At 73.8% G+C, this 21,714-nt stretch carries 19 protein-coding genes; 5 read left to right on the plus strand and 14 right to left on the minus strand.

Annotated elements, in window-relative coordinates; translation table 11 throughout:
• Nucleotides 1-20 precede the first annotated feature (20 nt).
• Nucleotides 21-1,196, minus strand: coding sequence for a SchA/CurD-like domain-containing protein (locus ACFVUY_RS07290; RefSeq protein ID WP_387727992.1), 1,176 nt, complete (start codon nucleotides 1,194-1,196; stop codon nucleotides 21-23).
• Between the two features lie 303 nt (nucleotides 1,197-1,499).
• Between ACFVUY_RS07290 and ACFVUY_RS07295 the strand changes: the two genes are divergently transcribed.
• On the plus strand, nucleotides 1,500-3,125 hold the full coding sequence (locus tag ACFVUY_RS07295) for an FAD-dependent oxidoreductase (protein WP_387727994.1): 1,626 nt from the start codon (nucleotides 1,500-1,502) through the stop codon (nucleotides 3,123-3,125).
• Between the two features lie 60 nt (nucleotides 3,126-3,185).
• On the opposite strand, the gene ACFVUY_RS07300 is transcribed toward ACFVUY_RS07295, so the two are convergent.
• On the minus strand, nucleotides 3,186-4,847 hold the full coding sequence (locus ACFVUY_RS07300; protein ID WP_387727996.1) for an APC family permease: 1,662 nt from the start codon (nucleotides 4,845-4,847) through the stop codon (nucleotides 3,186-3,188).
• A gap of 268 nt (nucleotides 4,848-5,115) precedes the next feature.
• Nucleotides 5,116-6,036 (minus strand): threonine/serine dehydratase, encoded by a 921-nt coding sequence (locus ACFVUY_RS07305; protein ID WP_387727998.1) that lies wholly within the window; start codon nucleotides 6,034-6,036, stop codon nucleotides 5,116-5,118.
• A gap of 277 nt (nucleotides 6,037-6,313) precedes the next feature.
• Here ACFVUY_RS07305 and ACFVUY_RS07310 point away from each other — a divergent pair, with 277 nt between their 5' ends.
• A complete protein-coding gene (locus ACFVUY_RS07310; protein ID WP_387728000.1) occupies nucleotides 6,314-7,195 on the plus strand; it encodes a DMT family transporter in 882 nt (293 codons plus the stop codon).
• 84 nt (nucleotides 7,196-7,279) lie between these two features.
• Complete coding sequence (locus ACFVUY_RS07315) at nucleotides 7,280-7,540, plus strand: hypothetical protein (protein WP_387688066.1); 261 nt, start codon at nucleotides 7,280-7,282, stop codon at nucleotides 7,538-7,540.
• Between the two features lie 81 nt (nucleotides 7,541-7,621).
• Here the strand turns inward: ACFVUY_RS07315 and ACFVUY_RS07320 are convergent, their stop codons facing one another.
• Nucleotides 7,622-7,948 carry a hypothetical protein gene (locus ACFVUY_RS07320; RefSeq protein WP_387728002.1) on the minus strand — a complete coding sequence of 109 codons (327 nt, stop codon included), beginning with the start codon at nucleotides 7,946-7,948 and terminating at the stop codon, nucleotides 7,622-7,624.
• Nucleotides 7,945-8,295 carry an SAV_915 family protein gene (locus ACFVUY_RS07325; protein ID WP_387728004.1) on the minus strand — a complete coding sequence of 117 codons (351 nt, stop codon included), beginning with the start codon at nucleotides 8,293-8,295 and terminating at the stop codon, nucleotides 7,945-7,947. Before ACFVUY_RS07325 ends, ACFVUY_RS07320 begins: the two co-directional genes overlap by 4 nt.
• Before the next feature lie 448 nt (nucleotides 8,296-8,743).
• Between ACFVUY_RS07325 and ACFVUY_RS07330 the strand changes: the two genes are divergently transcribed.
• Complete coding sequence (locus ACFVUY_RS07330; protein WP_387728006.1) at nucleotides 8,744-10,966, plus strand: NADP-dependent isocitrate dehydrogenase; 2,223 nt, start codon at nucleotides 8,744-8,746, stop codon at nucleotides 10,964-10,966.
• An 82-nt stretch (nucleotides 10,967-11,048) separates the two neighbouring features.
• Here ACFVUY_RS07330 and ACFVUY_RS07335 read toward each other — a convergent pair whose 3' ends face one another.
• Together ACFVUY_RS07335 and ACFVUY_RS07340 are read right to left on the minus strand one after the other, a co-directional pair.
• A complete protein-coding gene (locus ACFVUY_RS07335) occupies nucleotides 11,049-11,636 on the minus strand; it encodes a YdcF family protein (protein WP_387728008.1) in 588 nt (195 codons plus the stop codon).
• A gap of 178 nt (nucleotides 11,637-11,814) precedes the next feature.
• Nucleotides 11,815-12,822: a cytochrome c oxidase assembly protein gene (locus ACFVUY_RS07340; RefSeq protein WP_387728010.1), complete on the minus strand. Its 1,008-nt coding sequence runs from the start codon at nucleotides 12,820-12,822 to the stop codon at nucleotides 11,815-11,817.
• A gap of 202 nt (nucleotides 12,823-13,024) precedes the next feature.
• Between ACFVUY_RS07340 and ACFVUY_RS07345 the strand changes: the two genes are divergently transcribed.
• On the plus strand, nucleotides 13,025-13,990 hold the full coding sequence (locus ACFVUY_RS07345; RefSeq protein WP_387728012.1) for an NAD-dependent epimerase/dehydratase family protein: 966 nt from the start codon (nucleotides 13,025-13,027) through the stop codon (nucleotides 13,988-13,990).
• Nucleotides 13,991-14,154: 164 nt separating this feature from the next.
• Here ACFVUY_RS07345 and ACFVUY_RS07350 read toward each other — a convergent pair whose 3' ends face one another.
• The 7 genes from ACFVUY_RS07350 to ACFVUY_RS07380 all read right to left on the minus strand — a co-directional run bounded on the left by ACFVUY_RS07350 (nucleotide 14,155) and on the right by ACFVUY_RS07380 (nucleotide 21,473).
• Complete coding sequence (locus ACFVUY_RS07350) at nucleotides 14,155-15,216, minus strand: CU044_5270 family protein (protein WP_387728014.1); 1,062 nt, start codon at nucleotides 15,214-15,216, stop codon at nucleotides 14,155-14,157.
• Nucleotides 15,213-15,848 (minus strand): RNA polymerase sigma factor, encoded by a 636-nt coding sequence (locus ACFVUY_RS07355; RefSeq protein WP_387728016.1) that lies wholly within the window; start codon nucleotides 15,846-15,848, stop codon nucleotides 15,213-15,215. Before ACFVUY_RS07355 ends, ACFVUY_RS07350 begins: the two co-directional genes overlap by 4 nt.
• 112 nt (nucleotides 15,849-15,960) lie before the next feature.
• The gene (locus ACFVUY_RS07360) at nucleotides 15,961-16,956 is read right to left on the minus strand and encodes a 2-hydroxyacid dehydrogenase (RefSeq protein ID WP_387728018.1); all 996 of its coding nucleotides are present in this window, start codon (nucleotides 16,954-16,956) and stop codon (nucleotides 15,961-15,963) included.
• 119 nt (nucleotides 16,957-17,075) lie between these two features.
• Nucleotides 17,076-18,101, minus strand: a complete 1,026-nt coding sequence (locus tag ACFVUY_RS07365) for a 6-phosphofructokinase (protein ID WP_359898455.1) — start codon at nucleotides 18,099-18,101, stop codon at nucleotides 17,076-17,078.
• A 352-nt stretch (nucleotides 18,102-18,453) separates the two neighbouring features.
• Nucleotides 18,454-19,182, minus strand: a complete 729-nt coding sequence (locus tag ACFVUY_RS07370; RefSeq protein WP_359898456.1) for a glutamine amidotransferase — start codon at nucleotides 19,180-19,182, stop codon at nucleotides 18,454-18,456.
• Between the two features lie 46 nt (nucleotides 19,183-19,228).
• Nucleotides 19,229-20,491: a MurT ligase domain-containing protein gene (locus tag ACFVUY_RS07375; protein ID WP_359898457.1), complete on the minus strand. Its 1,263-nt coding sequence runs from the start codon at nucleotides 20,489-20,491 to the stop codon at nucleotides 19,229-19,231.
• A gap of 286 nt (nucleotides 20,492-20,777) precedes the next feature.
• Nucleotides 20,778-21,473: a GNAT family N-acetyltransferase gene (locus ACFVUY_RS07380; RefSeq protein WP_387688049.1), complete on the minus strand. Its 696-nt coding sequence runs from the start codon at nucleotides 21,471-21,473 to the stop codon at nucleotides 20,778-20,780.
• Nucleotides 21,474-21,714 lie beyond the last annotated feature (241 nt).

Genomic DNA, 21,714 nt, shown 5'->3' on the forward strand with positions numbered 1-21,714 from the left:
TCCCGTGAGGTGACGGAACGTCAGTTGTTGATCGGGTCGGCGGAACTGCGGTCGGTGACCGGGTTCATGGCGCGGGCGGCGAGGAAGGCGCCGAGCCCGGTGGCGGTGCGCAGGTCGCCCTGCGGTCCGAGGTTCAGCAGTCCAGCGAGCACGGCGGCCTGCCGGTCGTCGGCCACGCCGAGGGCGGCGGCCGGGTCGGCCTCGGCCGGCACCCGCAGGTCGACCAGGCGCACCACCACGTCCTCGCGGTGGAAGACGGTGGCGGCCGCGACCGGCCCGGTCGGGTCGGCGGTGGCCAGGTTGTCGTGCTCGGCCAGCAGCTCGGCCACGTCCTGTCCGCTGCCCGGACGGACCGGGTAGAGCACGGCGTGCCGGTGCAGCCGGGCGGAGGCGGGGGAGCTGGCGATCGCCTGGTGCCGGGCGGGCAGCGCGGCCCTGGCGAAGAACGCCCGGGCGGCCTGCGGGTCGCCCAGCTGCCGGGCCTCCTCCAGGTGCGGGTTCAGCGCCTCCTCGACGGCCCGCACCTCGGGCTGCATCGCCACGTGGCGCAGCGCGTCGCCGAGGTTGCCGACCACCTCGACGGCGCGGACCACCCGGTTGCCGAGCATGAACAGCGAGGTGCGGCGCAGCCGGGTGTGCTCGTCGACCTCGGCCCGGGGGGAGGCGTAGCCGGAGAGGATGCGGGCCACCTCGGGCTCGCTGCCGGGCTTGACGGTGAAGGTCAGCGCGTGGCGGACCACGCCGTCCGGGCCCGGCGGGGCCTTGGGCGGGCCGACGTGCCCGGCCGGGGTGGTGCGCGGCAGCCCGGGCGGCACCTCCATCGGTGCCCGGGTGCCGGTGGAGCCGGCGGCGGAGGTCTCGCGCAGCACGGCGTAGCGCAGCGAGCGGAAGTTGTCGCTGACGCAGCCGTGCATCGGCTTGACCATCTCCCGGTGGGCCGGGCTGTCCACCCACTCCAGGAAGGTCTCCTGGTCCTTCCACTCGCTGGTGATCAGCCACTGGCGCGGGTCGTTGATCGACTGGCACAGCTGGTCGCTGACGTGGCCGGGGACCGAGGCCACCTGGTGGCGCAACTGCTCGTACACGTCGAGGAAGCGCTGCTGGGCGCCGTCCTGGATCTCCAGCATCAGCACCACTCGCAGCCGGGTGTCGGCCTCGTCCTGCTGCTTCGGCTGGGGTTCGGACAGAGTTGTCATGATCCACTTTCTGCTCTGGGCCGCACGCTGCGGGCCGTGTCGGCCGTGCCCGGCGGGTGCTCCCCGGCCTGGGAGGGCGGTGCGACGGCGGTTCGGCCGGGCGAGTCGGCGCCAGGCCTGAGGTCGATCGTGGGCGGCGCACCGGGCGCGGCGCGAGATTTGCGGGCCATCCGGGCGAAGGGGCGGCACGGGCCGCCTCCGGCGGGGGATGGAAGAGCGGGGCCCCGGCTGAGCGGGCCCGCCGAGGGCGGCGCCGAGCCCGGTGGCCGGGCCGCGGAATCCCCTGACAGGGCGGAGCAATCGATGAATCCGAAGGTTGACGACCGGGTGCCGGTCCTGATCGTGGGCGGCTCGCTGGTCGGGCTGTCGGCCTCACTCTTCCTCGGCCGGCTCGGGGTCCGGCACCTGCTGGTCGAGAAGCACGCCGACACCTCGCACCACCCGCGGGGACGCGGCAACAACGTGCGGACCATGGAGCTGTTCCGGGTGGCCGGGATCGAGCCGGCGATCCGCGAGGCGGCCTCGATCCTGGCCCCCAACCACGGCATCCTCCAGGCGCCCTCGCTGACCGGCGCCGAGCAGGAGTGGCTGTTCCGGGAGATCGACCCGGGCGGCCGGCTGGCCCGGTTCAGCCCCAGCTCTTGGTGCCTGTGCAGCCAGAACGACCTGGAGCCGGTGCTGCGGCGGGCGGCCCGCGAACTGGGCGGCGCCCTGCGGTTCAGCACCGAGCTGATCTCCTTCGAGCAGGACGCGGACGGCGTCACCTCGGTGCTGCGCAGCCGGGAGAGCGGCGAGGAGCGGGTGGTGCGCTCGGACTTCCTGATCGCCGCGGACGGCCCGCGCAGCCCGGTCCGGGAGAGCCTGGGGATCGGCCGGTCCGGCAAGGGCGAGCTGTTCCACAACGTCAGCATCACCTTCCGGGCCAAGCGGCTGGCCGAGGTGGTCGGCGACCGGCACTTCATCGCCTGCTACCTGACCAACCCGGAGGCGGACGGCGCGCTGCTGCCGGTGGACAACCAGGAGGAGTGGGTGTTCCACGCGCCCTGGCACCCGGAGGACGGCGAGCCGCTGGAGGCCTTCACCGACGAGCGCTGCGAGCGGCACATCCGCACCGCCGTCGGCCTGCCGGAGCTGGACGTCGAGGTCACCGGCCGGGCTCCTTGGCACGCCGCCGAGCGGGTGGCCGAGCGGTACGGCGCCGGGCGGGTCTTCCTCGCCGGGGACTCCGCCCACGAGATGTCCCCGACCGGGGCGTTCGGTTCCAACACCGGCATCCAGGACGCCCACAACCTGGCCTGGAAGGTCGCCGCCGTGCTGTGCGGCTGGGCCGGGCCAAGGCTGCTGGAGACGTACGGGCAGGAGCGCCTCCCGGTGGCCCGGGTGACCGGCGAGCGGGCCTCGGCCCGGTCCGCCGAGCACAGCCACCCGGGCTACGCGGTGGCGCCGGGCGTGGGCCGGCAGGCCGGGGTGCTGGCGGTGGCGCTCGGCTACCGCTATCCGGTGGGCGCGGTGATCGGCGCGGACCGGGCCGGGCCGGTGGTCCCCGAGCAGTTCGAGTCGGCGGGCGAACCGGGCAGCCGGGCCCCGCACCAGTGGCTGCGGCGCGCGGGCGTGAAGCTCTCCACGCTGGACCTCTACGAGCAGGCGATGGTGCTGCTCACCGGCCCCGAGGGCGGGGCCTGGCAGGCGGGCGGAAGGCGGGCGGCCGACCGGCTGGCCGTCCCGCTGGACGGCTTCCGGATCGGCGACGGCGCCGAGGACGATCTGGCGCCGGAGCCGGGCGCGGACTTCGCCGCGCTGCACGGCATCGGCCCGCAGGGGGCGGTGCTGGTCCGTCCGGACGGCTTCGTCGCGTGGCGCTCGCCCGGCCCGGCCCAGGACGCGGAGGCCGAGCTCGTCACGGCGCTGCGGACGGTGCTGAGCCTCTGAGGACGCGGAAGGGCCCGCCGGTCGCACGGCCGGCGGGCCCTTCCTGTCGGTCGTCGGCGGTCAGTGGCCGCCCTCGTCGACCACCTCGACGTCGGCGATCTCCTGCTCGATCGCCTCGGTCGGCAGCGCCACCCGGATCGCCCAGTAGTAGATGACCAGCGAGAACACCGACACCAGGGCCATGTCGGCCCACATCGGGATGTTGCCGGTGCCGTCCCCGAAGCTGCCCTGCCAGGAGATCAGGCCGAGGCCCACCAGGTAGGGCGGCAGCCACTGGGCGGACTTCCAGCTCAGCCGGGGCGCGTTCGGCAGACCCTTCTTGATCGCGTACGCGGCGTAGCTGCCGAGCAGGACGTAGCCGAGCACGATCGCGATGCCCAGGCGCGAGAGGGTGTGCCAGCCGGACCAGTAGATGATCAGGCTGGAGACCACGAACGCGGCCGGGGAGATCAGCTCGCCCGCCGGCAGCCGGTAGGGGCGCTCGTGCCCGGGCAGGCGGCGGCGCATCGCGCCGAAGGCCAGCGGGGCGCCGGCGTACATCAGCACGCTGGCGGAGGTGATGAAGCCGACCAGCTCCTGCCAGCTCGGGAACGGCAGGAAGCAGATCACGCCGGTGACGAAGGCGATGACCAGGCCGAACCACGGCACGCCGTTCTTGTCGAGCTCCTCGAACCTCTGCGGGGCGTAGCCGTTGCGGCTCAGGCCGTAGGAGATGCGCGAGGTCGAGGTGGTGTAGATCAGGCCGCTGCCGCCGGGGGAGATCACGGCGTCCATGTAGAGCACCCACGCCAGCCAGCCGAGGCCGACCACGGTGGCGAGGCCCGCGAAGGGGCCGTCGATGCCGGGGAAGTCGAGCTTGTCCCAGCCGTTGGCGAAGGCGCTGACGGGCAGCGCGCCGATGAAGACGACCTGGAGCAGGGTGTAGATCAGGCTGCCGATGGCGACCGAGCCGAGCACGGCGCGGGGGATGTCGCGCTTGGGGTTGCGGCTCTCACCGGCGAGCTGGATGGCCTGCTCGAAGCCGAGCAGGGCGAAGATGATGCCGCTGGTGCTGATCGCCGCCAGCACGCCCTGGGCGCCGAACGGCGCGAAGCCGTGCGAGGTGAAGTTGGAGCCGTGGAAGTTGGTCGCGGCCAGCACGAAGATGGTGAGCAGCGGGACGAAGATCTTCAGCCAGGTGGCGATGTTGTTGGTGCGGGCCAGGACGCGCACCCCGAGGAAGTTCACCGCGACGAACACCGCCATGAGCACGGTGGAGACGGCGAAGCCGCTGGCCGTGAGGGTGTTGTTGTCGTTGAGCAGGCCGCCCGCCCAGGACCAGTGCCGGGCGTAGCCGATCATCGCCTCGACCTCGATCGGCGCGACGGTGGCCGCCTGCAGCCAGGAGAACCAGCCGAAGGACATGCCGGCCAGGCCGCCGAAGGCGTAGTGCGGGTACCGCGCGGTGCCGCCCGAGACCGGGAACATGCTGCCGAGCTCGGCGTGCACGAGCGCGAGCAGCACGATCGCGACCGTGCCGATGCCCCAGGACAGGACGGCGGCCGGACCGGCCGCCATCACGCCCTCCTTCGCGCCGAACAGCCAGCCGGAGCCGATGATCGAGCCGACCGAGGCCCACATGAGGCCGATGAGCCCGACGTGGCGGCGCAGTGAGCGGTGGGGAGTCCCGGAGGAGGAGTCGGTGCCCTGGTCGGGCGGCGAGATCTGGTTGAGGGAAGCCATGAACGATCTCTCTGTGGGTGGGGGCTCCGGGGTGGGCGGAGCGATGAGAGTTGCCACACAGTAGGACTATTCAGGGGCCCCTGCACAGATTTCATTACTGAATGTTTACATTCTTTTCTGGACGTCCCTGCAGGTAGGGGGCGTCATTGTCCCCGATCTCTTACGTATTCGATCGACCCACTCGGAATTCGATCAGTGCCGAGTGGGGCCGCATGATAGACGCTCCTTTCGACGATGGGAATAGTGGTCTCCGTATAGCGGTGCGGCGCTAATCCACCAGATCGGACGGGTCGGTGTTGGCGCCGCAGAGCAGGACGGCGACCCGTTCGCCCTCGGCCAGGCCGGCGGCGGCGAGCGCGGTGGCGGCCGCGTACTCGACGGCGATCCGGCGGTCCTCCCAGAGCTGCCGGCGGGCACGCACGATGGCCTCGTCGTCGACCAGCACCGAGCGGACGCCCGCGTGCGCGGCCGCGTCCACGGCGAGGACGGTGGCGCGGCGGGCCCCGAGCGCGTCCTGGGCGACGGAGTCCACCGGGACGTCCACCGGGCGGCCCGCCTCCAGCGCGGCGTTCAGCGCGCGGCTGCCCGACGGCTCCACGGCGAGCACCCGGACGCCGTGCTCACGGGCCGCCACCGCCACCCCGGCGAACAGCCCGCCGCCACCGACCGACAGCACCACGGTGTCCAGCCCGGGCACCCCGGCGCGCATCTCCGCCAGCACCGTCCCGGCTCCGGCGGCGATCAGCGGGTGGTCGTACGCGTGCGAGGACAGCGCCCCGCTGCCGGCCGCGAACTCCTCGCAGGCGCTCAGCGCCTCCGCGTACTCCCGGCCCGCCAACCGCACCTCGGCGCCGTACGAGCGCAGCCGCGCCAGCTTCACCGGGGAGGCCGTCTCGGGCAGGAACACCGTTGCCCGGACGCCGAGTTCACGGGCCGCCCAGGCACAGGCCAGTCCGGCGTTGCCGCCCGAGGCGATGGTCACCCCGCTGTCCGGGAGGGTGCCCGCCTCGTCGTGCGCGAGCAGGAAGTTCTGTGCGCCGCGGGCCTTGAAGCTGCCGGTGTGCTGGAGGAACTCCAGGGCCAGCCAGGTCCGCCCGCCGTCGTCCCCCGGCGCCACCGCCACCGGGCGCACCCGCCCGGCGATCCGCTTCCCGGCGGCCTCGACCTCGTCGTACGTCAGCTGGTCCATCGTGTACCGCTCCTTCGTCGAGTGGGGCGTTCCACCGGGAGCCCCCGGCCCGGTCGACCGTACGTCCCGTTCGTGGGCGAGGAAAAGATCGCGAACACCGCGGCCGGGCGGCGTAGGGTGGCCCCGTGCGTCTTGTGATCCTCCCCCCGCCGGCCCGCTAGCGGGCGGCCCACTCCACCCACTCCGGCCCGACGGGACCTGCCCGCGGCCGGGGCGATGACTGCCGCCCGCCCACCCAGCGGACCCGAACCGGCACCTCATCGTGGAGTACCGACGCATGACCCCCTCGTACACCGCCGTGCCCTTCCGGCACGGCCTCCTGTCCATTTCCGCCGCCGCCGTCGCCTGGGGCGTGGGCGGCGCCGTGTCCGCGCTGCTGATGCGCACCGGCGGGCTCGGCCCGGTGGGCGTCTCCTGCTGGCGCTTCGGCGTCGCCGCGCTCTGCCTGGCCCTGCTGCCGAGCCGCGGGCCCCGCGCCGACCGGGGCGCCGCCCGGTGGCGCTCCGCGGCGCTGACCGGGCTCGGCCTCGCGGTCAGCCAGTGCGCCTACTTCGGCTCGGTGCGCTGGGCGGGCCTCGGGCTGGGCACCCTGATCACCATCGGCGCCGGGCCGGTGTTCACCAGCCTCGGCGCCCACCTGCTGCTCGGCGAGCGGCTGACCCGTCGGGCGGCGGCCGCGGTGGCGTTGGCCCTGGCCGGCCTCGCCCTCCTGGTGGCCGCCCCGGCGGCGGGCCCGCGCCCGGCCCTGGGCGTCGCGCTGGCCGTCCTCGCGGGCGCCGGCCAGAGCGGCCTCACCCTCTGGGCCCGCAGCGGCGGCTCGGCCCGGGCCGGCACCGGCGCCTTCACCACCGGCCTGCTCTGCCTGCTCCCGCTCGCGGCCTTCCAGGGCCTCCACGGCCTCCTGCCGACCGGTGGCGACCCGGTGGTGACCGTGCCCTCGCTGCTCTTCCTCGGCACGGTGCCCACCCTGTTCGCCTACCGCTGGTACTTCACCGGCCTGACCACGGTGCCCAGCACCACGGCCGCGGTGCTGATCCTGCTGGAGCCCGCGACCGCGGCGGTGATCGGGGTGCTGTTCCTCGGCGAACCGCTGACGGCGGGCCTGCTGGCGGGCTCCGCGCTGCTGCTCGCGGCCATCGCCGTGCTGGCGCGGGAGTAGCCGGGGCGGGCGGCCACCAGGGCGGCCACCCGGGCGGGCGCCCTGTGGTCGCCCGGGGCCCGGCGGCGTGCTGTCGTGGTCCGCATGAACAGCTCACTCCCGGCCCGGGTGGCCGCCGCGACCGCCTCCGTCCTCCTGCTCACCACCGCCGCCGGGGCCGTGGTCGCCGCCGCCGGTCCGGCGGCGGCGACCGGGCGCCGGGACGTCACCGCGGACCAGTGCCGGAGCGCGGGCGGGCACGTCGAGGGCAGCGGCTACTGCGTCGACGCGGCCGGTGAGGACGGCTGGGGCCAGCCCATCGACGGCCAGGCGATCAACCCGGATCCGCGGCCCGGGGAGGAGTGAGCGCGCTCCGGCGCCCCGCCCCCCGGGCGGGGGAGCGGGGCGCCGGGTCGGCGGCCCGGACCGGGGCCGCTCACGGCACCGCTACGGCACCGGGCGCAGGGTGACCGGGGCCGGGGTGAGGGCACGCAGGACGAGGTCGATGTGCACCCTGGCGGCGCCCGCGCGGTGCAGGGCGGCGGCGATCGTCCGTAACTCCTCGGGGCCGGTACAGGCGAGGCGCAGTTCGAGGTCGGCCTCGCCGACCAGGGCCAGGCCGCTCTGGACGGCCGGGAACTCCGCCGCGAGGCGGTCGAAGTCGAGCGGGACGGGGCCGTGGCTGATCCGGACGATCGCGTGCAGGGAGCGGGCCGGCTGGGCCCGTACCGCCGGATCCGGGCCGTCCGGGACGAGTCGGAGCGGGGCGGTCACCGGCGCTGGAGCCGGGCAGCCGGGGCCGGGGCCGGGGCGGTCGGGGTCGGGGCCGGGGTGAGCGGCGCGGCGGGCGGGACGGTGACGGGCGGGGCGGTGACGGAGGGGGCGACCAGCCGCGGGTCCAGCACCAGGGTGTCGATCCCGAGCGGGGCGGTGAGGTCACGGAGGGCGGGCTCGCCGAGTTCGGCGTGGGCCTGGTCGGGCCCGAGGAGGGCGACGAGGGCCTCGGGGCTGGAGAATCCGACCGCGCAGCGGCGGCCGTCGCGCAGGCGGAACAGGCGGAGTGCGGTGGTGCTTCCGGTGCCGGAGGCGGTGACCGGAACGTGCCAGACGACGCGGGCCATGCGGATGCTCCCGAGTGGGGTGGTGGTGCCTGCCGGAACTACTGCCTCGACGCTAGGGCGGCCCGGCCCGGGGAGCGCCGGTCCTGACGCGCCGTTGACCGAATGGGGTCGTGCGTTGACGCACTCCTGACGTCCGACTCACCCGAGTGGACCAAACCACCGGTCGAGCGCTCCGCTTGCCGCGCGTGCCGACCCGGACCACCGTGGAGTTCGGCCCCCGGCCCGTCCTTCGCCGCACCCTGCGTCGAGTCCTGCGTCGAGTCCTGCGTCGAGCCCCCGCTCACGGCCGCCGGAGCGCCCCGCCGCGGGCGCCGCCGCGCCCGTCGACCGGACCCGTGCGGAAGCGGAACGCGACCGGAACGCGACCGGAAACGGGGGGAGGTGGAGCCGGAGGCCCGTGACGAGATATCTTGACGTCAAGACGTTGGAGACGTGAAGCGGAGTACCGATGACTGACTCGACCATCATCTATACGCACACCGACGAGGCTCCGGCCCTGGCGACCTACTCGTTCCTGCCGGTTGTCCAGGCCTACGCCTCGACCGCGGGTGTGCGCGTGGAGACCCGCGACATCTCCCTGGCCGGGCGGATCATCGCGAGCTTCCCGGAGCGTCTGACCGAGGCGCAGCGGATCGGCGACGCGCTGGCCGAGCTGGGTGAGCTGGCCAAGACCCCGAGCGCCAACATCATCAAGCTGCCGAACATCTCGGCCTCGGTGCCGCAGCTCAAGGCCGCCGTCGCGGAGCTGCAGGCCCAGGGCTACGCCCTGCCGGACTACCCGGACGACCCGCAGACCGACGAGGACAAGGACGTCCGCGCCCGCTACGACAAGGTCAAGGGCAGCGCCGTCAACCCGGTCCTGCGCGAGGGCAACTCGGACCGCCGCGCCCCGCAGTCGGTCAAGAACTACGCCAAGACCCACCCGCACCGCATGGGTGCCTGGACGGCCGACTCGAAGACCAACGTCGCCACCATGGGTGAGAACGACTTCCGGTCCACCGAGAAGTCCGCCGTGATCGCCGCCGACGGTGCGCTGCGCATCGAGCTGCTCGGCGAGGACGGCGCCACCACCGTGCTGCGCGAGAAGGTGCCGGTGCTGGCCGGCGAGGTCGTCGACGCCTCGGTGATGCGGGCCGCCGCCCTGAACGAGTTCCTGGCCGCGCAGGTCGCCCGCGCCAAGGCCGAGGGCGTGCTGTTCTCGGTGCACCTCAAGGCCACCATGATGAAGGTCTCCGACCCGATCATCTTCGGCCACGTGGTCCGCGCCTTCTTCCCGAAGACCTTCGCCAAGTACGGCGAGGCGCTGGTCGCCGCCGGTCTGAACCCGAACAACGGCCTCGGCGGCATCCTGGCCGGCCTCGACAACGTGCCGCACCTGGGCGCCGAGATCAAGGCCTCCTTCGAGGCCGAGCTGGCCGAGGGCCCGGCCCTGGCCATGGTCGACTCCGACAAGGGCATCACCAACCTGCACGTGCCGAGCGACGTCATCGTCGACGCCTCGATGCCGGCCATGATCCGCACCTCCGGCCACATGTGGGGCCCGGACGGCAAGGAGGCCGACACCCTCGCCGTGCTGCCGGACAGCAGCTACTCCGGCGTGTACCAGGCCGTCCTCGACGACTGCCGCGCCCACGGCGCCCTGGACCCGGCGACCATCGGCTCGGTGCCTAACGTCGGCCTGATGGCCCAGAAGGCCGAGGAGTACGGCTCGCACGACAAGACCTTCGAGATCGCCGCCGCGGGCACCGTCCGCCTGGTCGACGCCGAGGGCAACGTGGTGCTGGAGCAGGCCGTCCAGCCGGGCGACATCTTCCGCGCCTGCCAGACCAAGGACCTGCCGATCCAGGACTGGGTCAAGCTGGCCGTCACCCGCGCCCGCGCCACCGGCGTCCCGGCGGTGTTCTGGCTGGACGAGAACCGCGCCCACGACGCGGTGCTGATCGAGAAGGTCAAGCAGTACCTGCCGGAGCACGACACCACCGGTCTGCAGATCGAGATCAAGTCCCCGGTCGAGGCCACCACGTTCTCGCTGGAGCGCATCCGCCGCGGCGAGGACACCATCTCGGTGACCGGCAACGTGCTGCGCGACTACCTGACCGACCTGTTCCCGATCCTGGAGCTGGGCACCAGCGCCAAGATGCTGTCGGTCGTCCCGCTGATGGCGGGCGGCGGCCTCTTCGAGACCGGCGCCGGCGGCTCCGCCCCGAAGCACGTCCAGCAGCTGGTCAAGGAGAACTACCTGCGCTGGGACAGCCTGGGCGAGTTCTTCGCGCTGGCCGCCAGCTTCGAGCACCTGGCCACCACCACCGACAACGCCCGCGCCCAGGTGCTGGCCGACACCCTGGACCGCGCCACCGGCACCTTCCTCAACGAGGACAAGTCGCCGAGCCGCCGCCTCGGTGGCATCGACAACCGCGGCAGCCACTTCTACCTGGCCATGTACTGGGCCCAGGAGCTGGCCGGGCAGACCGCCGACGCCGAGCTGGCCGAGGCCTTCGCCGGTCTGGCCGCGACGCTGACCGAGCAGGAGTCGGCCATCGTGGACGAGCTGATCGCCGTCCAGGGCTCGCCGGTCGACCTCGGCGGCTACTACCAGCCGGACGCGGCCAAGGCCGCGGCCGTGATGCGCCCGTCCAAGACCTTCAACGAGGCGCTCGCCAACCTCGGCTGAACCTGGCCGAGCTGAGCTGACGAGAGGCCCCGGGTCCGCATCGGACCCGGGGCCTCTCGGCGTTCACGCTCCGGACCGCGGTTCAGGCCCGGCCGAGCAGGGCGAGGGCGGTGCCGACGGCCTCGCGCAGCAGGAGGTACGGGCCGTGGGCCAGCGGGCCGTCCGCGCCGAGCACGGCGGCGGTGGCGCCCGCCCGGCGGGCGGCCAGCGCGGAGCGGACGGTGTGGAAGCCGTTGGTGACCACCGTGCAGCGGTAGCCGGGGCGCTCGGCGGCCATCAGGGCGGCGCTGAACCGCAGGTTCTCGGCGGTGTTCACGGCCCGCTCCTCGCGTCGGATCCGCTCGGCCGGGACGCCCCGGGCGGTCAGGTAGCGGGCCATCGCGGCGGCCTCGGTGCACTCCTCGTGCGGGCCCTTCCCGCCGGTCACCAGGAGCAGTGGGGCGTACCCTGCGGCCTCCTCGGCGGCGAAACGTTCCAGCGCGGCGTCCAGCCGGGCCGCCAGCGGGGGAGCGGGCTCGCAGCCGTCCAGCGCGGCGCCCAGGACCACCAGGTAGTCGGAGCCGGCCGGCGCGGGCCGGCGGCGCTGGTACAGCGCCACGCCGAGGAAGCCGAGCGGCCAGAGCAGGACGGACCCGCAGAGCAGGACGGCGACGAACAGCAGGACGTGCATATCCGTTCGAACGCCCGCGGCGGAACGACCGTTCCGGGGCCCGGTGGAACCCCCGCCCCGCGACCGCTCCGGCCTCCCGTGGACCCCTGCTCAGCGGGCGGCCGGAAACGGAGGAACCCCCGTTCCGGAGGCGGAACGGGGGTTCCCGGGAACAGGGGTTCCGCGGCGGGCGGCGGGCTCAGCCGACGTCGGCCGCCGGGGCGGCGCCGGTGACCGGGGCGGCCGGGGCCGTGCCAGGGCGCCGGTCACGCTTGTGCAAGGAGGCCAGGTAGGCGTTGTACGCCTCCAGCTCGGCGTCGCCGGTGCGCTCCTCGGAGCGGTCGCGGCGGCGGGCCTGCCGCTGCTCGGAGCCCATCCACTGGTAGACCAGCGCGATCAGCACGATCGCGGTCGGGATCTCGCCGAACGCCCAGGTGATGCCGCCGGCCAGCTTCTGGTCCTCCAGCAGGTTCGTCCCCGGTGGCGCGCCCTCCACGGTGAAGGTGGTGACCAGCGGGTGGGCGGCCATCATCACCGCCACGCCGAAGAAGGCGTGGAACGGCATCCCCATGAACAGCTCGATGATCCGCATCACGTGGCCGGGGCGGTGCGGGCCCGGGTCCACGCCCATGATCGGCCAGAAGAAGGCCAGACCGGTGAGCAGGAAGTGCACCATCATGAAGATGTGCCCGAGGCGGTACTGCATCAGGAAGTCGAACAACGGGGTGAAGTAGACCCCGTACAGGCTCGCGATGAACATCGGGATGGTGAACGCCGCGTGCGAGACGATCCGGACGTACCGGCTGTGCAGCAGCGCCACCAGCAGCTCGCGCGGCCCGCGCGGACGGCCCTTGCCGGCCGGGCGCAGCGCCCGCAGCGCCAGCGTGATCGGGGCGCCGAGCAGCAGCAGGATCGGCGTCAGCATGGAGAGCACCATGTGCTGGATCATGTGCGCGCTGAACAGCACCATGCCGTAGTCGTTCAGCCCGGTGCAGGTGACCAGCAGCAGGCTGGCGACACCCATCGCCCAGCCCGCCATCCGGCCGATCGGCCAGCGGTCGCCGCGCCGGTACAGCCGCACCACGCCCGCCGCGTACAGCCCCAGGAGGACCAGGCCGCCGAGCAGGAACACCCAGTCCGGCGACCAGGTCCAGACGTTGGACAAGGTGAACGGGCCTAGTCGGGTCATCCCGCCGTGGTGGTGCATGCCTGACATTCCGTCGCCCATCGGCGGGTCCCGCTTTCCGTCCTCGTGGTCCCCGGTGGGGGTCCGGTTCGCCCGTTTTGCTTGGTCTACAGCCTAGGTGGGCCTTACCTCGGGCCATCCCCCCACCCCCTCCGTACGGGTGCCTCCCCACGGGGGCGCCCGCTGGCTAGACTGACCGGCCGGTCGGCAGGGAGGCTCGGAGATGGCGACGGAACACGGATCCGCGGCGCGCCCCGCGGTCGCACTGACCGGGGCGACCGGCTTCATCGGCTCCGGCGTGCTGGTGGCCCTCAGGGCGCGCGGCGTCCCGGTGCGGGCGCTGGCCCGCACACCGCCCCAGGACGCCGCTCCCGGCACCGCCTGGGTACCGGGCGACCTCGCCGACCCGGCCGCGCTCACGGAGCTCTGCACGGGCGCCGGGGCCCTGGTGCACCTCGCCTCCCGGGTCGACGGCGGCGCCGAGGAGTGCGAGGCGGTGAACGACCGGGGCACCGCCGCCCTGATGGCGGCCGCCACCCGCGCCGGGGTGCGGCGGATCGTCCACCTCTCCACGGCGGCGGTCTACGGCGAGGGCCCGCACGCGGACGTCGAGGTGGACGAGGTGCCGCCCGCCCCGGTGTCCGAGGCCAGCCGCACCCGGCTGCTCGGCGAGCGCCACGCGCTCGCGGCCGGCGGGTACGTGCTGCGCCCCGGACTGGTGACCGGCACCGGCGACCGCTGGGTGGTGCCCGCGCTGGCCGAGCTGGTCCGCCGGGTGCCGGTCCGCTGGGAGGGCGGCAGCGCCCGGCTCTCCCTGGTGGACCGCACCGACCTGGCCCGGCTGATCACCGCGCTCGCCCTGGACGAGCACGCCGCCCCGCCGGGCGTCCACCACGCCTCGCACCCCGGGCCGGTCCGTGGCGGCGACCTGCTCGCTGCCCTGGCCGCCCTCGGCCTGCTGCCCGCCCCGGACGGCCCGGCCGTCCCGTGGGAGGAGTGCCGCCGACTGCTGGCCGCCGCCCCCGGCCGGGTCTCCGAGCGGCAGTTCGGCCTGATCGCCCGCGACCACTGGTACCGCAGCGAACGGATCTGGCGGCTCGCCGCCTGCCCGCCCGGCCCCGGCCCGCTGGCCCGCCTCCCGGAGGCCGCCGGCTGGTACCGCGAGGTGCTCGGCCTGAGCGGGTCCTGACCGGCCGTCGGCCCGACCCCCTGGAGGGCCGGGCCGACGAGGGCGTGGGGTGCGCCGTGTGAATGAACCGGTCTTCCGGGGGAAGGGCAGGTTCAGCCCGGACCGGGCCGATCCCGCCTGTCGGCCGGCGCGCCCGGAAGGCCACCCCGCCCGGCGTGGCACCGTCAGGCCGTGGCCTGCCCGGCGCCGGGACGCTGGTTCTTCGCGTCGACGACGGCCCGGGTGAGGATGGTCGTGCGCTCCACGACGGTGCCGGGCTTGACGCCGTTGAACTCCCGGACCTGCACGCCACGGCTGCCGAGGTACTGGTGGCTGTCCCGGTCGAAGATCCACTCCGATCGCTCGCCGGTCTGCGGGTCGAGTCGCGCCAACGCGATGCCGTCGCGGCCGGAGGCGTCCTGCGCGTGCTCGACCACGACGACGCCCGGGATCTTGCCGGCGGCCTCGTAGAGCGAGGCGGCGAGGCCGGAGGGGACGAGCTGCTCGCGGATGATGGAGCCGATCTCGTTGAACGCCTGCTGGTCGTGGTCCCGGTTGCCGCTCACCGTCGAGTAGACGGACTTCAGGAACGCGTCGGGGTCGGCGGGTTGGGCCGCCAGCCACGTGTAGGACAGCTGCTTGCGGGGCTCGTTGGTGTCCAGCGTGATGCCGCCCTTGTCCTGGTAGCCCGGCTCGTCCAGCCAGCCCTTGGTGCCGTCGGGGGACTTCCACACCTCGCGGTCGTGCAGCGGCTGGACCCAGGTGGCGGACTCCCCGGTGTCCGCGTTGTTGCGGGTGGACATGAAGGAGACCTGGCTCTTGATGTAGATGAACTGGCCCGGCCCGGGCTGGGGTGTGGTGCGCGCCGTCGCGGCGGCGGCGATCGCGTGGACCGTCGAGGCGAGCTGGACGGTGCTCCCCTCCTCGATCTGTACGACGGGGGCCTTGACCAGCTGCGGGGAGGCGATGGTGCCGGCCGGGTTGCTCATGGAGACGACCACGGCCAGGGCCGCGGCCGCGGCGACAGGTGCCGCGAAGAGGACGGCGCGGCGCAGCGGGCGGCGCAGCGGGCGCCGCACCGGGGACGCCGCGGGGGCGTGGTCGGGCCGGTGGATCTCGCTCATCAAGTGCTCCTCGAGCAGGTCCTGGCGGCTGGCCGCCAGTTGGGGATCGGCCGGCGCCGGCAGCAGACGGGCCAGTTCCGCGTGGTCGAGCGGTTCGGTGCGCCGCCGCGAGTTGCGGATCATCGGTGCGTCTCCTTGTGCGGCCGGGCCGCAGTGCTGCGGCTGTCCTGTACTTGTCCGGGGATCGGGAGCGGTTCCGTGTTCTTCTTCGTGGCGCGCAGTTCCTCGGCCGCGAGTTTGCGCAGTCGGGCGCGGGCGCGGGAGAGGCGCGAGCGTACGGTGCCGACGGGTACGCCGAGGGTGGCTGCCGCTTCCGCGTAGCCGAGCCCGGACCAGACGCAGAGGGCGAAGACCTCGCGTTCCGAGCGCCGCAGACGCCCCAAGGCCTTGTGCGCGGCCGCGAGTTGCTCGGAGTCGGCCATGCGGCCGACGAGTTCGTCGGCGAAGTCGGGGACCGGATCGGCCGCGGGCATGCGGGCCATGGCCGCGCTGTGGCGGCGGGCGGCGCGCGTCGTGTTGCGCAGCACGTTGACGGCGATGCCCATGAGCCAGGGGCGTGGACTGTCGCCCTCGTCGCGGAGTTTCCCGCGCAGGCGCCAGGCTTCGAGGAAGGTCAGCGAGACCACGTCCTCGGCGAGTGCCCAGTTTCCGGTCACGCGCACGGCGTGGCGGTACACCAACGAGGCGTGGTCCCGGAAGAGGTCGCGGAACGCTTCGGGGTTCCCGGCCCGGAGCCGGGAGTGTGGATGGTTCACGTCATGCCTTGTCCGAGCGGCGGCACCGGTTCCCGTGACACGGGTCACCACCCGCGGCCGGCACGAGCGTACGACTGCGGACCGAGGAGCTCGCGTTCCGGATCCCTGCGGGCTACTTCCTGGGGACGAGGGTGTTCTCGTTGGTGCGCCCGGCGGCGAAGTCGTCGATGTTGCGGGCGGTGGCGTCGATGATCTGGCCGACGGCGGTGCGGGTGAAGTAGGCCTGGTGGCTGGTGACGAGGACCTGGGGGAAGGTGACGAGGCGGGCGAGGGTGTCGTCGGTGATGCCCTCGATGGAGCGGTCGGTGAAGAAGACGCCGGTCTCCTCCTCGTAGACGTCGAGGCCGACGCCGGAGAGGCGTCCGGCGCGCAGCGTTTCGACGAGGGCGGCGCTGTCGACGAGGCCGCCGCGGCTGGAGTTGATCAGGATGGCGTCGTCCTTCATCCGGGCGAGGGCGGCGCCGTCGATGAGGTGGTGGGTGGCCGGGAGCAGGGGGACGTGGAGGCTCACCAGGTCGGCGCGGGTGAGGAGTTCGGGCAGTTCGGTGTAGTGCATGCCGAGGTCGAGGCAGGCGGGGTTGGGGGCGATGTCCCAGCCGAGGAGTTCGGTGCCGAAGCCGGCGGCGATGCGGGCGAAGCACTCGCCGATCTTGCCGGTGCCGATGACGCCGACGGTCATGCCGTGGATGTCCCGGCCGAGGAGGCCGTCGAGCCGGAAGTCGAACTCGCGGGAGCGGTTGGCGGCGCGGGTGAGGCGGCGGTTGACGGCGAGGGCCAGGGCCCAGGCGTGTTCGGCGACCGCGTACGGGCTGTAATGGGAGACCCGGGCGACGGTGAGGCCGAGTTCGGCGGCGGCGTCGAGGTCGATGTTGTTGAAGCCGGTGGAGCGCTGGGCGATCAGTTCGGTGCCGCCCGCCGCCAGGGCGGCGAGCGTCCCGGCGTCCAGGACGGCGTTGACGCTGCTGCTGACGGCCGGGTAGCCGACGGCGAGTGGGGCGGTGTCGCGGTTGAGGAACACGTCCAGGCAGCGCAGCCCGTGCCGGCCGGCGAAGGCCTGCTCCAGCAGCGGCCGCTCGTCGGCCTGTACTCCGTACGCGAGGATCTCCATGCCGGACACGCTAACGGCCGGGGCCCGCGGACGCCCGCCGGATGCGGCGGCCCGTCCCCGGGACGGGCCGGGGCCCCCGGACGGTGCGGTCCGGGGGCCTCGGGAGGGGCGGAGGGCGGTCAGATGACCGTCTCGGCCTCCAGGTAGCGGTCCTGCGGAACGGTCTTCAGTTCGGCGACCGCCTCGGCCAGCGGCACCAGGTTGATGTTGGTGCCCTGCAGCGCGGTGATGTGCCCGAAGGCGCCCTTGTGGACGGCCTCGACGGCGTGCCAGCCGAAGCGGGTGGCGAGCACCCGGTCGTAGGCGGTCGGGGTGCCGCCGCGCTGGGTGTGGCCGAGGATCACCGGGCGGGCCTCCTTGCCGAGGCGGTGCTCCAGTTCGCGGGAGAGCTGGGTGGCGATGCCGGTGAACCGCTCGTGGCCGTAGATGTCCTTGGTGCCCTCCTCCCAGTGCATGGTGCCGGGCTCGGGCTTGGCGCCTTCGGCGCAGACCACGATGGCGAACTTCTTCTGGCGGTCGAAGCGCTCGCGGACGACGTCGGTGAGCTTGTCGATGTGGAACGGGCGTTCCGGGACGACGATGGCGTGGGCGCCGGCCGCCATGCCCGCGTTCAGCGCGATCCAGCCGGTGTGCCGGCCCATGACCTCGACGACCATGACCCGCTGGTGGGACTCGGCGGTGGTCTTCAGCCGGTCCAGCGCCTCGGTGGCCACCGAGACGGCGGTGTCGAAGCCGAAGGTCACGTCGGTGGCGGCGATGTCGTTGTCGATGGTCTTCGGCACCCCGACGATCGGCAGGCCCGCGTCGCTCATCAGCTTGGCGGCCTTGAGGGTGCCCTCGCCGCCGATCGGGATGACCGCGTCGAGGCCGAGGTCGGAGCAGTACCGCTTGGCCCGCTCGACGCCGTCCCGCAGGTGGCTCGGCTGGACCCGGGAGGAACCGAGGATGGTGCCGCCCTGGGCCAGGATGCCGCTCACCGAATCCAGGGTCAGGGGGCGGTGGTGGCCCTCCAGGAATCCGCGCCACCCGTCCTCGAACCCGATGATCTCGTCGCCGTGGTCGACCACCCCCCGGTGGACCACGGAGCGGATCACCGCGTTCAGGCCGGGGCAGTCACCGCCGCTGGTCAGCACTCCGATACGCATTAGCTTTGCAACTCCCGAGCAGAACCGAGGAACGGCCGGACTACAGGCTGGGACGACGAGCCGTCACCGTAACGGGGCGCTCCCACGCCGCGGTGGCGGGGAGGTGGCCGTGGGGTGAAGGACCGGCCGATCCGGACAGAACGCCCGAAAACGGCCGCGAAGTCGAGCATACGGCCCCTGGTCCGGCCGGGCAGGAGCCGACGCGGGAGCGGCGCCGTCGGCGCCCCCGCGCGGAATTGCAGCCTGCTGCCGAGGAGGGTGTGCAGTAGGCAGCCCCATTGTGGTACGTCCGGGGCCACCCGCGGACCGGGTGACCGCATGGCGGGCACCCGGCCGGGGCGTACCGGACGTACTACTGGGGGCGCGTCGCGGCCGCGATGCGCTCGGCGCGCAGCGCGTCGTACCAGGTGGTGTCGGCCGGCGGCAGGGCGTTGACGTCCAGCGCCAGCTTGAGCAGCATGTCGGCCACGGCGGGGTTGCGGGCCAGCACCGGGCCGTGCAGGTAGGTGCCGAACACGGTGTCCCGCCAGGCGCCCTCGGTGCCGTCCCCGGTGCCGTTGCCCCGGCCGACGGAGACGGTGGCGAAGGGCTGCACGCCCTGGCCGAGATGGGTGACGCCCTGGTGGTTCTCGAAGCCGGTCAGCTGCGGCAGGCCGAGTCGGGGGTCGACGTCGGCGAGCACGTCGCCGACGCAGCGCTCGCCCTCGCCGCGGGCGGTCCAGACGTCGAGCAGGCCCAGGCCCGGCTCGCGCTCGCCGAGGTCGTTGATGAACTCGTGGCCCATGATCTGGAAGCCGGCGCAGACGCCGAAGATGATCGCGCCGTTCTCGGCGGCCCGCACCAGGCCGCTGTCGGCGCGCAGCCGCTCGGCGGCCAGGCGCTGCGGGCGGTCCTCGCCGCCGCCGATCAGGTAGATGTCACCGCTGGTGGGGATCGCCTGGTCGGAGCGGACGTCGATCCGGGTCACGTTGAGGTGGCGCTGGCGGGCCCGGCGCTCCACGACCAGGGCGTTGCCCCGGTCGCCGTAGGTGCTGAGCAGGTCCGGGTAGACCCAGACCACGCGCAGGCTGCTCTCACTCATCCTCGAAGGCCTTCCGTCACGTAAAGACTGGTGTGCGGGCGCGGCATCAGCCGGCCACGACCTTCCGCAGCTGCTGGAAGGCGGTGTAGTTGGCGATGGCCTCGATCCGGCCGGGCGGGGCCATCCGGACGGCCTGCTCCAGGGTGTCGACCACGTGGAACTGGAGTCCGGCGACCTCCAGGCGGACGGCCAGGTCCAGCTTGCGCTGGCCCATCACGAAGACCGGGTGCCCGGCGAGGCGCTCGTAGTCGACGTCCCACAGCCAGGAGGTGTCGGTGCCGTCGGCGTCGAGGGCGTTGACGGAGAGGATCACCGGGGCGGGCGGGCCGTCGATCAGCGAGAAGGTCTCCAGCCAGCCGGCCGGGTTCTTGGCCAGCAGCAGGCGGATGTCCCGGCCCTGGTACTGGACCACGTCGTAGCGGCCGGCCACGGCGGCCACCGAGCGCATCCGCTCCAGGGCGACCTGCGGGGCGACGCCGAAGACGGCGGCGACGGCGGCCGAGCTGGTGGCGTTGGCCAGGTTGGCCCGGCCGGGCAGCTGAAGCTGGATCGGCCAGGCGCCGCGCTGCGGGTCGATCACGTGGGTGCCCTGGAGCGCCCAGTGCGGGTTGGGCCGGCGGAAGCCGCAGTCCTGGCAGAACCAGTCGTCGCCGGGGCGCTGCATCACGCCGCCGCAGGCGGGGCACGACCAGGCGTCCTCCTTCCAGGCCTGTCCGGCGGCCACCCAGACCACCTTCTTGCAGGAGGAGGCGGCCCAGGTCACCAGCGGGTCGTCGGCGTTGGCGATGACCACGGCCTCGGTGTTCTGGAGGCCCTCACGCCACTTCTCGGCCATCATCCGGGTCTCGGCGGCGCGGTCGAGCTGGTCGCGGGAGAGGTTGAGCAGGGCGATCGCCTTGGGGCGGGTGTCGCGGGCGACCATCGCCAGGTACTTCTCGTCGACCTCGATCACGCCGAAGCGGGCGTCCGTGCCGCCGGCCAGGGCGGAGGTGATGCCGGCGGGCATGTTGGCGCCCAGGGCGTTGGAGACCACCGGGCCGGCGGCGCGCAGCGCCTCGGCGATCAGGCGGGTCGTGGTGGTCTTGCCGTTGGTCGCGCTGACCAGGACGACGTCGAGGTGGTCGGCGAGGGTGGCGAGCAGGTCGGGGTCGAGCCTGAGGGCGACCTTGCCGCCGATCACCGAGCCGCTCCCGCGTCCGGCCTTGCGCGACACGGCGGCGGCGACCCGCCCGGCGGTCACCGCGATCTTCGCGCGGGCCGGCAGCGAGGCGTCGCGTGCGCCTGTGGGCTCCGATTCGGTGCCTGCCATGCTCAGTGGTTCCTCCTTGCTGCGGCACCGCTCGCGGCCGGATAACGGGCCGTCGGGCGGCGGGGACGGGGGTCAGCCTACCGACTCCGTCGCCCGGCCGGACGATCCGGACCCCGTGCCGCCTGCTGCGACGCGTTCGCGGGTGCGGCTGAGGGCCCGTCGAGGAGGGCGGTGTACGGAGCGACCCCGGGGGTTCGGCCCCGGCCGAGCCCCTACTCCTTGACGACGTTCCGCGGGCACCGCCGGGTTCCCGAGGTGCCCGGGTAAGGATCTGGTGAAGAAATGATCAGCGGCCCGGACGGTGGGAGCAGTCGGCCGGATCGCCGGCGGCCAACGTGGCGGTGATCACCAGAGTGCCGTCCTCGGCCCGGAAGTCCAGCGGCGCGCCCAGCCGGCGCATCGCGGCGATCAGCCCGCTGTTGGTGCCGTGGGTCACCGCGTACACCGTCCGCACGTCGGCCGACCGGGCCGCCGCCGACAGCCGCCGCAGCAGCGCCAGACCCAGCCCCTGGCGCTGCCAGGCGTCCTCGACCAGGACGGCCAGCTCGGCCTCGCCGTCGTCCCACATCAGGTGCCCGAGCGCGACGAGCCGCCCGTCCGGGGCGGTCACCGCGAAGCTGCGGCCGTGCCGGGGGTCCAGCAGGTGGTCCAGGTAGCGGCCGGCGTCGCGGACCGGGCCGTGGTAGCGCTGCCGCAGCGAGGCAGGGGAGCAGCGGCCGTGCATCGCCAGCGCCGCCGCCCGGTCGGCCGGCCCGGCCGGACGCAGCAGCAGCCCGGTCCCGTCCGGCAGGGACAGCCGGGACGGGGCGTCCGGCGTCCGGGCGGCGCGGGTCGCGGGCGGGTGCGGCCGGGCGGTCCGGTACGGCCCGCCGGTGAGCGCGGGCAGCCGGGTGGCCTGGCCCTCGGGCGCCGCGCACCTGCGGTCGGACCTGCGGAAGGGCCGGTGCCAGAGCCGTTCGGGGCGTGTGCGTGATGCCTTCATGCCGCCGACGCTACCGACGGTGCGCTTCCGTTCGGTTACGTGATCGTGAACGCGCGAATGCCCCCGGGGCGTGGTCGGCGGGGTGGGACCGGGCGGGCCCCGGCCCGGGACTGCGGGCCGCCCGGCCGGGACGGTGTCGGCGCAGGTCACGGCCGGTGCCTCATGCGGGTGGGACGGCGGGCGGCCGACGGTGGGTTGCGTCCCGGTTGCTCCTGGTGAGCAGGAGGCCGGGCCCCGTACG

This window comes from Kitasatospora sp. NPDC058063 (assembly GCF_042885395.1).
Taxonomy (GTDB): Bacteria; Actinomycetota; Actinomycetes; order Streptomycetales; family Streptomycetaceae; genus Kitasatospora; species Kitasatospora lactacystinica.

What these genes read in the sequence shown, in the direction of transcription:
- ACFVUY_RS07300 (WP_387727996.1), bottom strand. Translation starts at nt 4,847, where the DNA reads ATGGCTTCCCTCAACCAGATCTCGCCGCCCGACCAGGGCACCGACTCC.
- ACFVUY_RS07330 (WP_387728006.1), top strand. Translation starts at nt 8,744, where the DNA reads ATGACTGACTCGACCATCATCTATACGCACACCGACGAGGCTCCGGCC.
- ACFVUY_RS07370 (WP_359898456.1), bottom strand. Translation starts at nt 19,182, where the DNA reads ATGAGTGAGAGCAGCCTGCGCGTGGTCTGGGTCTACCCGGACCTGCTC.
- ACFVUY_RS07375 (WP_359898457.1), bottom strand. Translation starts at nt 20,491, where the DNA reads ATGGCAGGCACCGAATCGGAGCCCACAGGCGCACGCGACGCCTCGCTG.
- ACFVUY_RS07335 (WP_387728008.1), bottom strand. Translation starts at nt 11,636, where the DNA reads ATGCACGTCCTGCTGTTCGTCGCCGTCCTGCTCTGCGGGTCCGTCCTG.
- ACFVUY_RS07345 (WP_387728012.1), top strand. Translation starts at nt 13,025, where the DNA reads ATGGCGACGGAACACGGATCCGCGGCGCGCCCCGCGGTCGCACTGACC.
- ACFVUY_RS07340 (WP_387728010.1), bottom strand. Translation starts at nt 12,822, where the DNA reads ATGCACCACCACGGCGGGATGACCCGACTAGGCCCGTTCACCTTGTCC.
- ACFVUY_RS07305 (WP_387727998.1), bottom strand. Translation starts at nt 6,036, where the DNA reads ATGGACCAGCTGACGTACGACGAGGTCGAGGCCGCCGGGAAGCGGATC.
- ACFVUY_RS07290 (WP_387727992.1), bottom strand. Translation starts at nt 1,196, where the DNA reads ATGACAACTCTGTCCGAACCCCAGCCGAAGCAGCAGGACGAGGCCGAC.
- ACFVUY_RS07295 (WP_387727994.1), top strand. Translation starts at nt 1,500, where the DNA reads ATGAATCCGAAGGTTGACGACCGGGTGCCGGTCCTGATCGTGGGCGGC.
- ACFVUY_RS07350 (WP_387728014.1), bottom strand. Translation starts at nt 15,216, where the DNA reads ATGATCCGCAACTCGCGGCGGCGCACCGAACCGCTCGACCACGCGGAA.
- ACFVUY_RS07325 (WP_387728004.1), bottom strand. Translation starts at nt 8,295, where the DNA reads ATGGCCCGCGTCGTCTGGCACGTTCCGGTCACCGCCTCCGGCACCGGA.
- ACFVUY_RS07310 (WP_387728000.1), top strand. Translation starts at nt 6,314, where the DNA reads ATGACCCCCTCGTACACCGCCGTGCCCTTCCGGCACGGCCTCCTGTCC.
- ACFVUY_RS07360 (WP_387728018.1), bottom strand. Translation starts at nt 16,956, where the DNA reads ATGGAGATCCTCGCGTACGGAGTACAGGCCGACGAGCGGCCGCTGCTG.
- ACFVUY_RS07380 (WP_387688049.1), bottom strand. Translation starts at nt 21,473, where the DNA reads ATGAAGGCATCACGCACACGCCCCGAACGGCTCTGGCACCGGCCCTTC.
- ACFVUY_RS07365 (WP_359898455.1), bottom strand. Translation starts at nt 18,101, where the DNA reads ATGCGTATCGGAGTGCTGACCAGCGGCGGTGACTGCCCCGGCCTGAAC.
- ACFVUY_RS07315 (WP_387688066.1), top strand. Translation starts at nt 7,280, where the DNA reads ATGAACAGCTCACTCCCGGCCCGGGTGGCCGCCGCGACCGCCTCCGTC.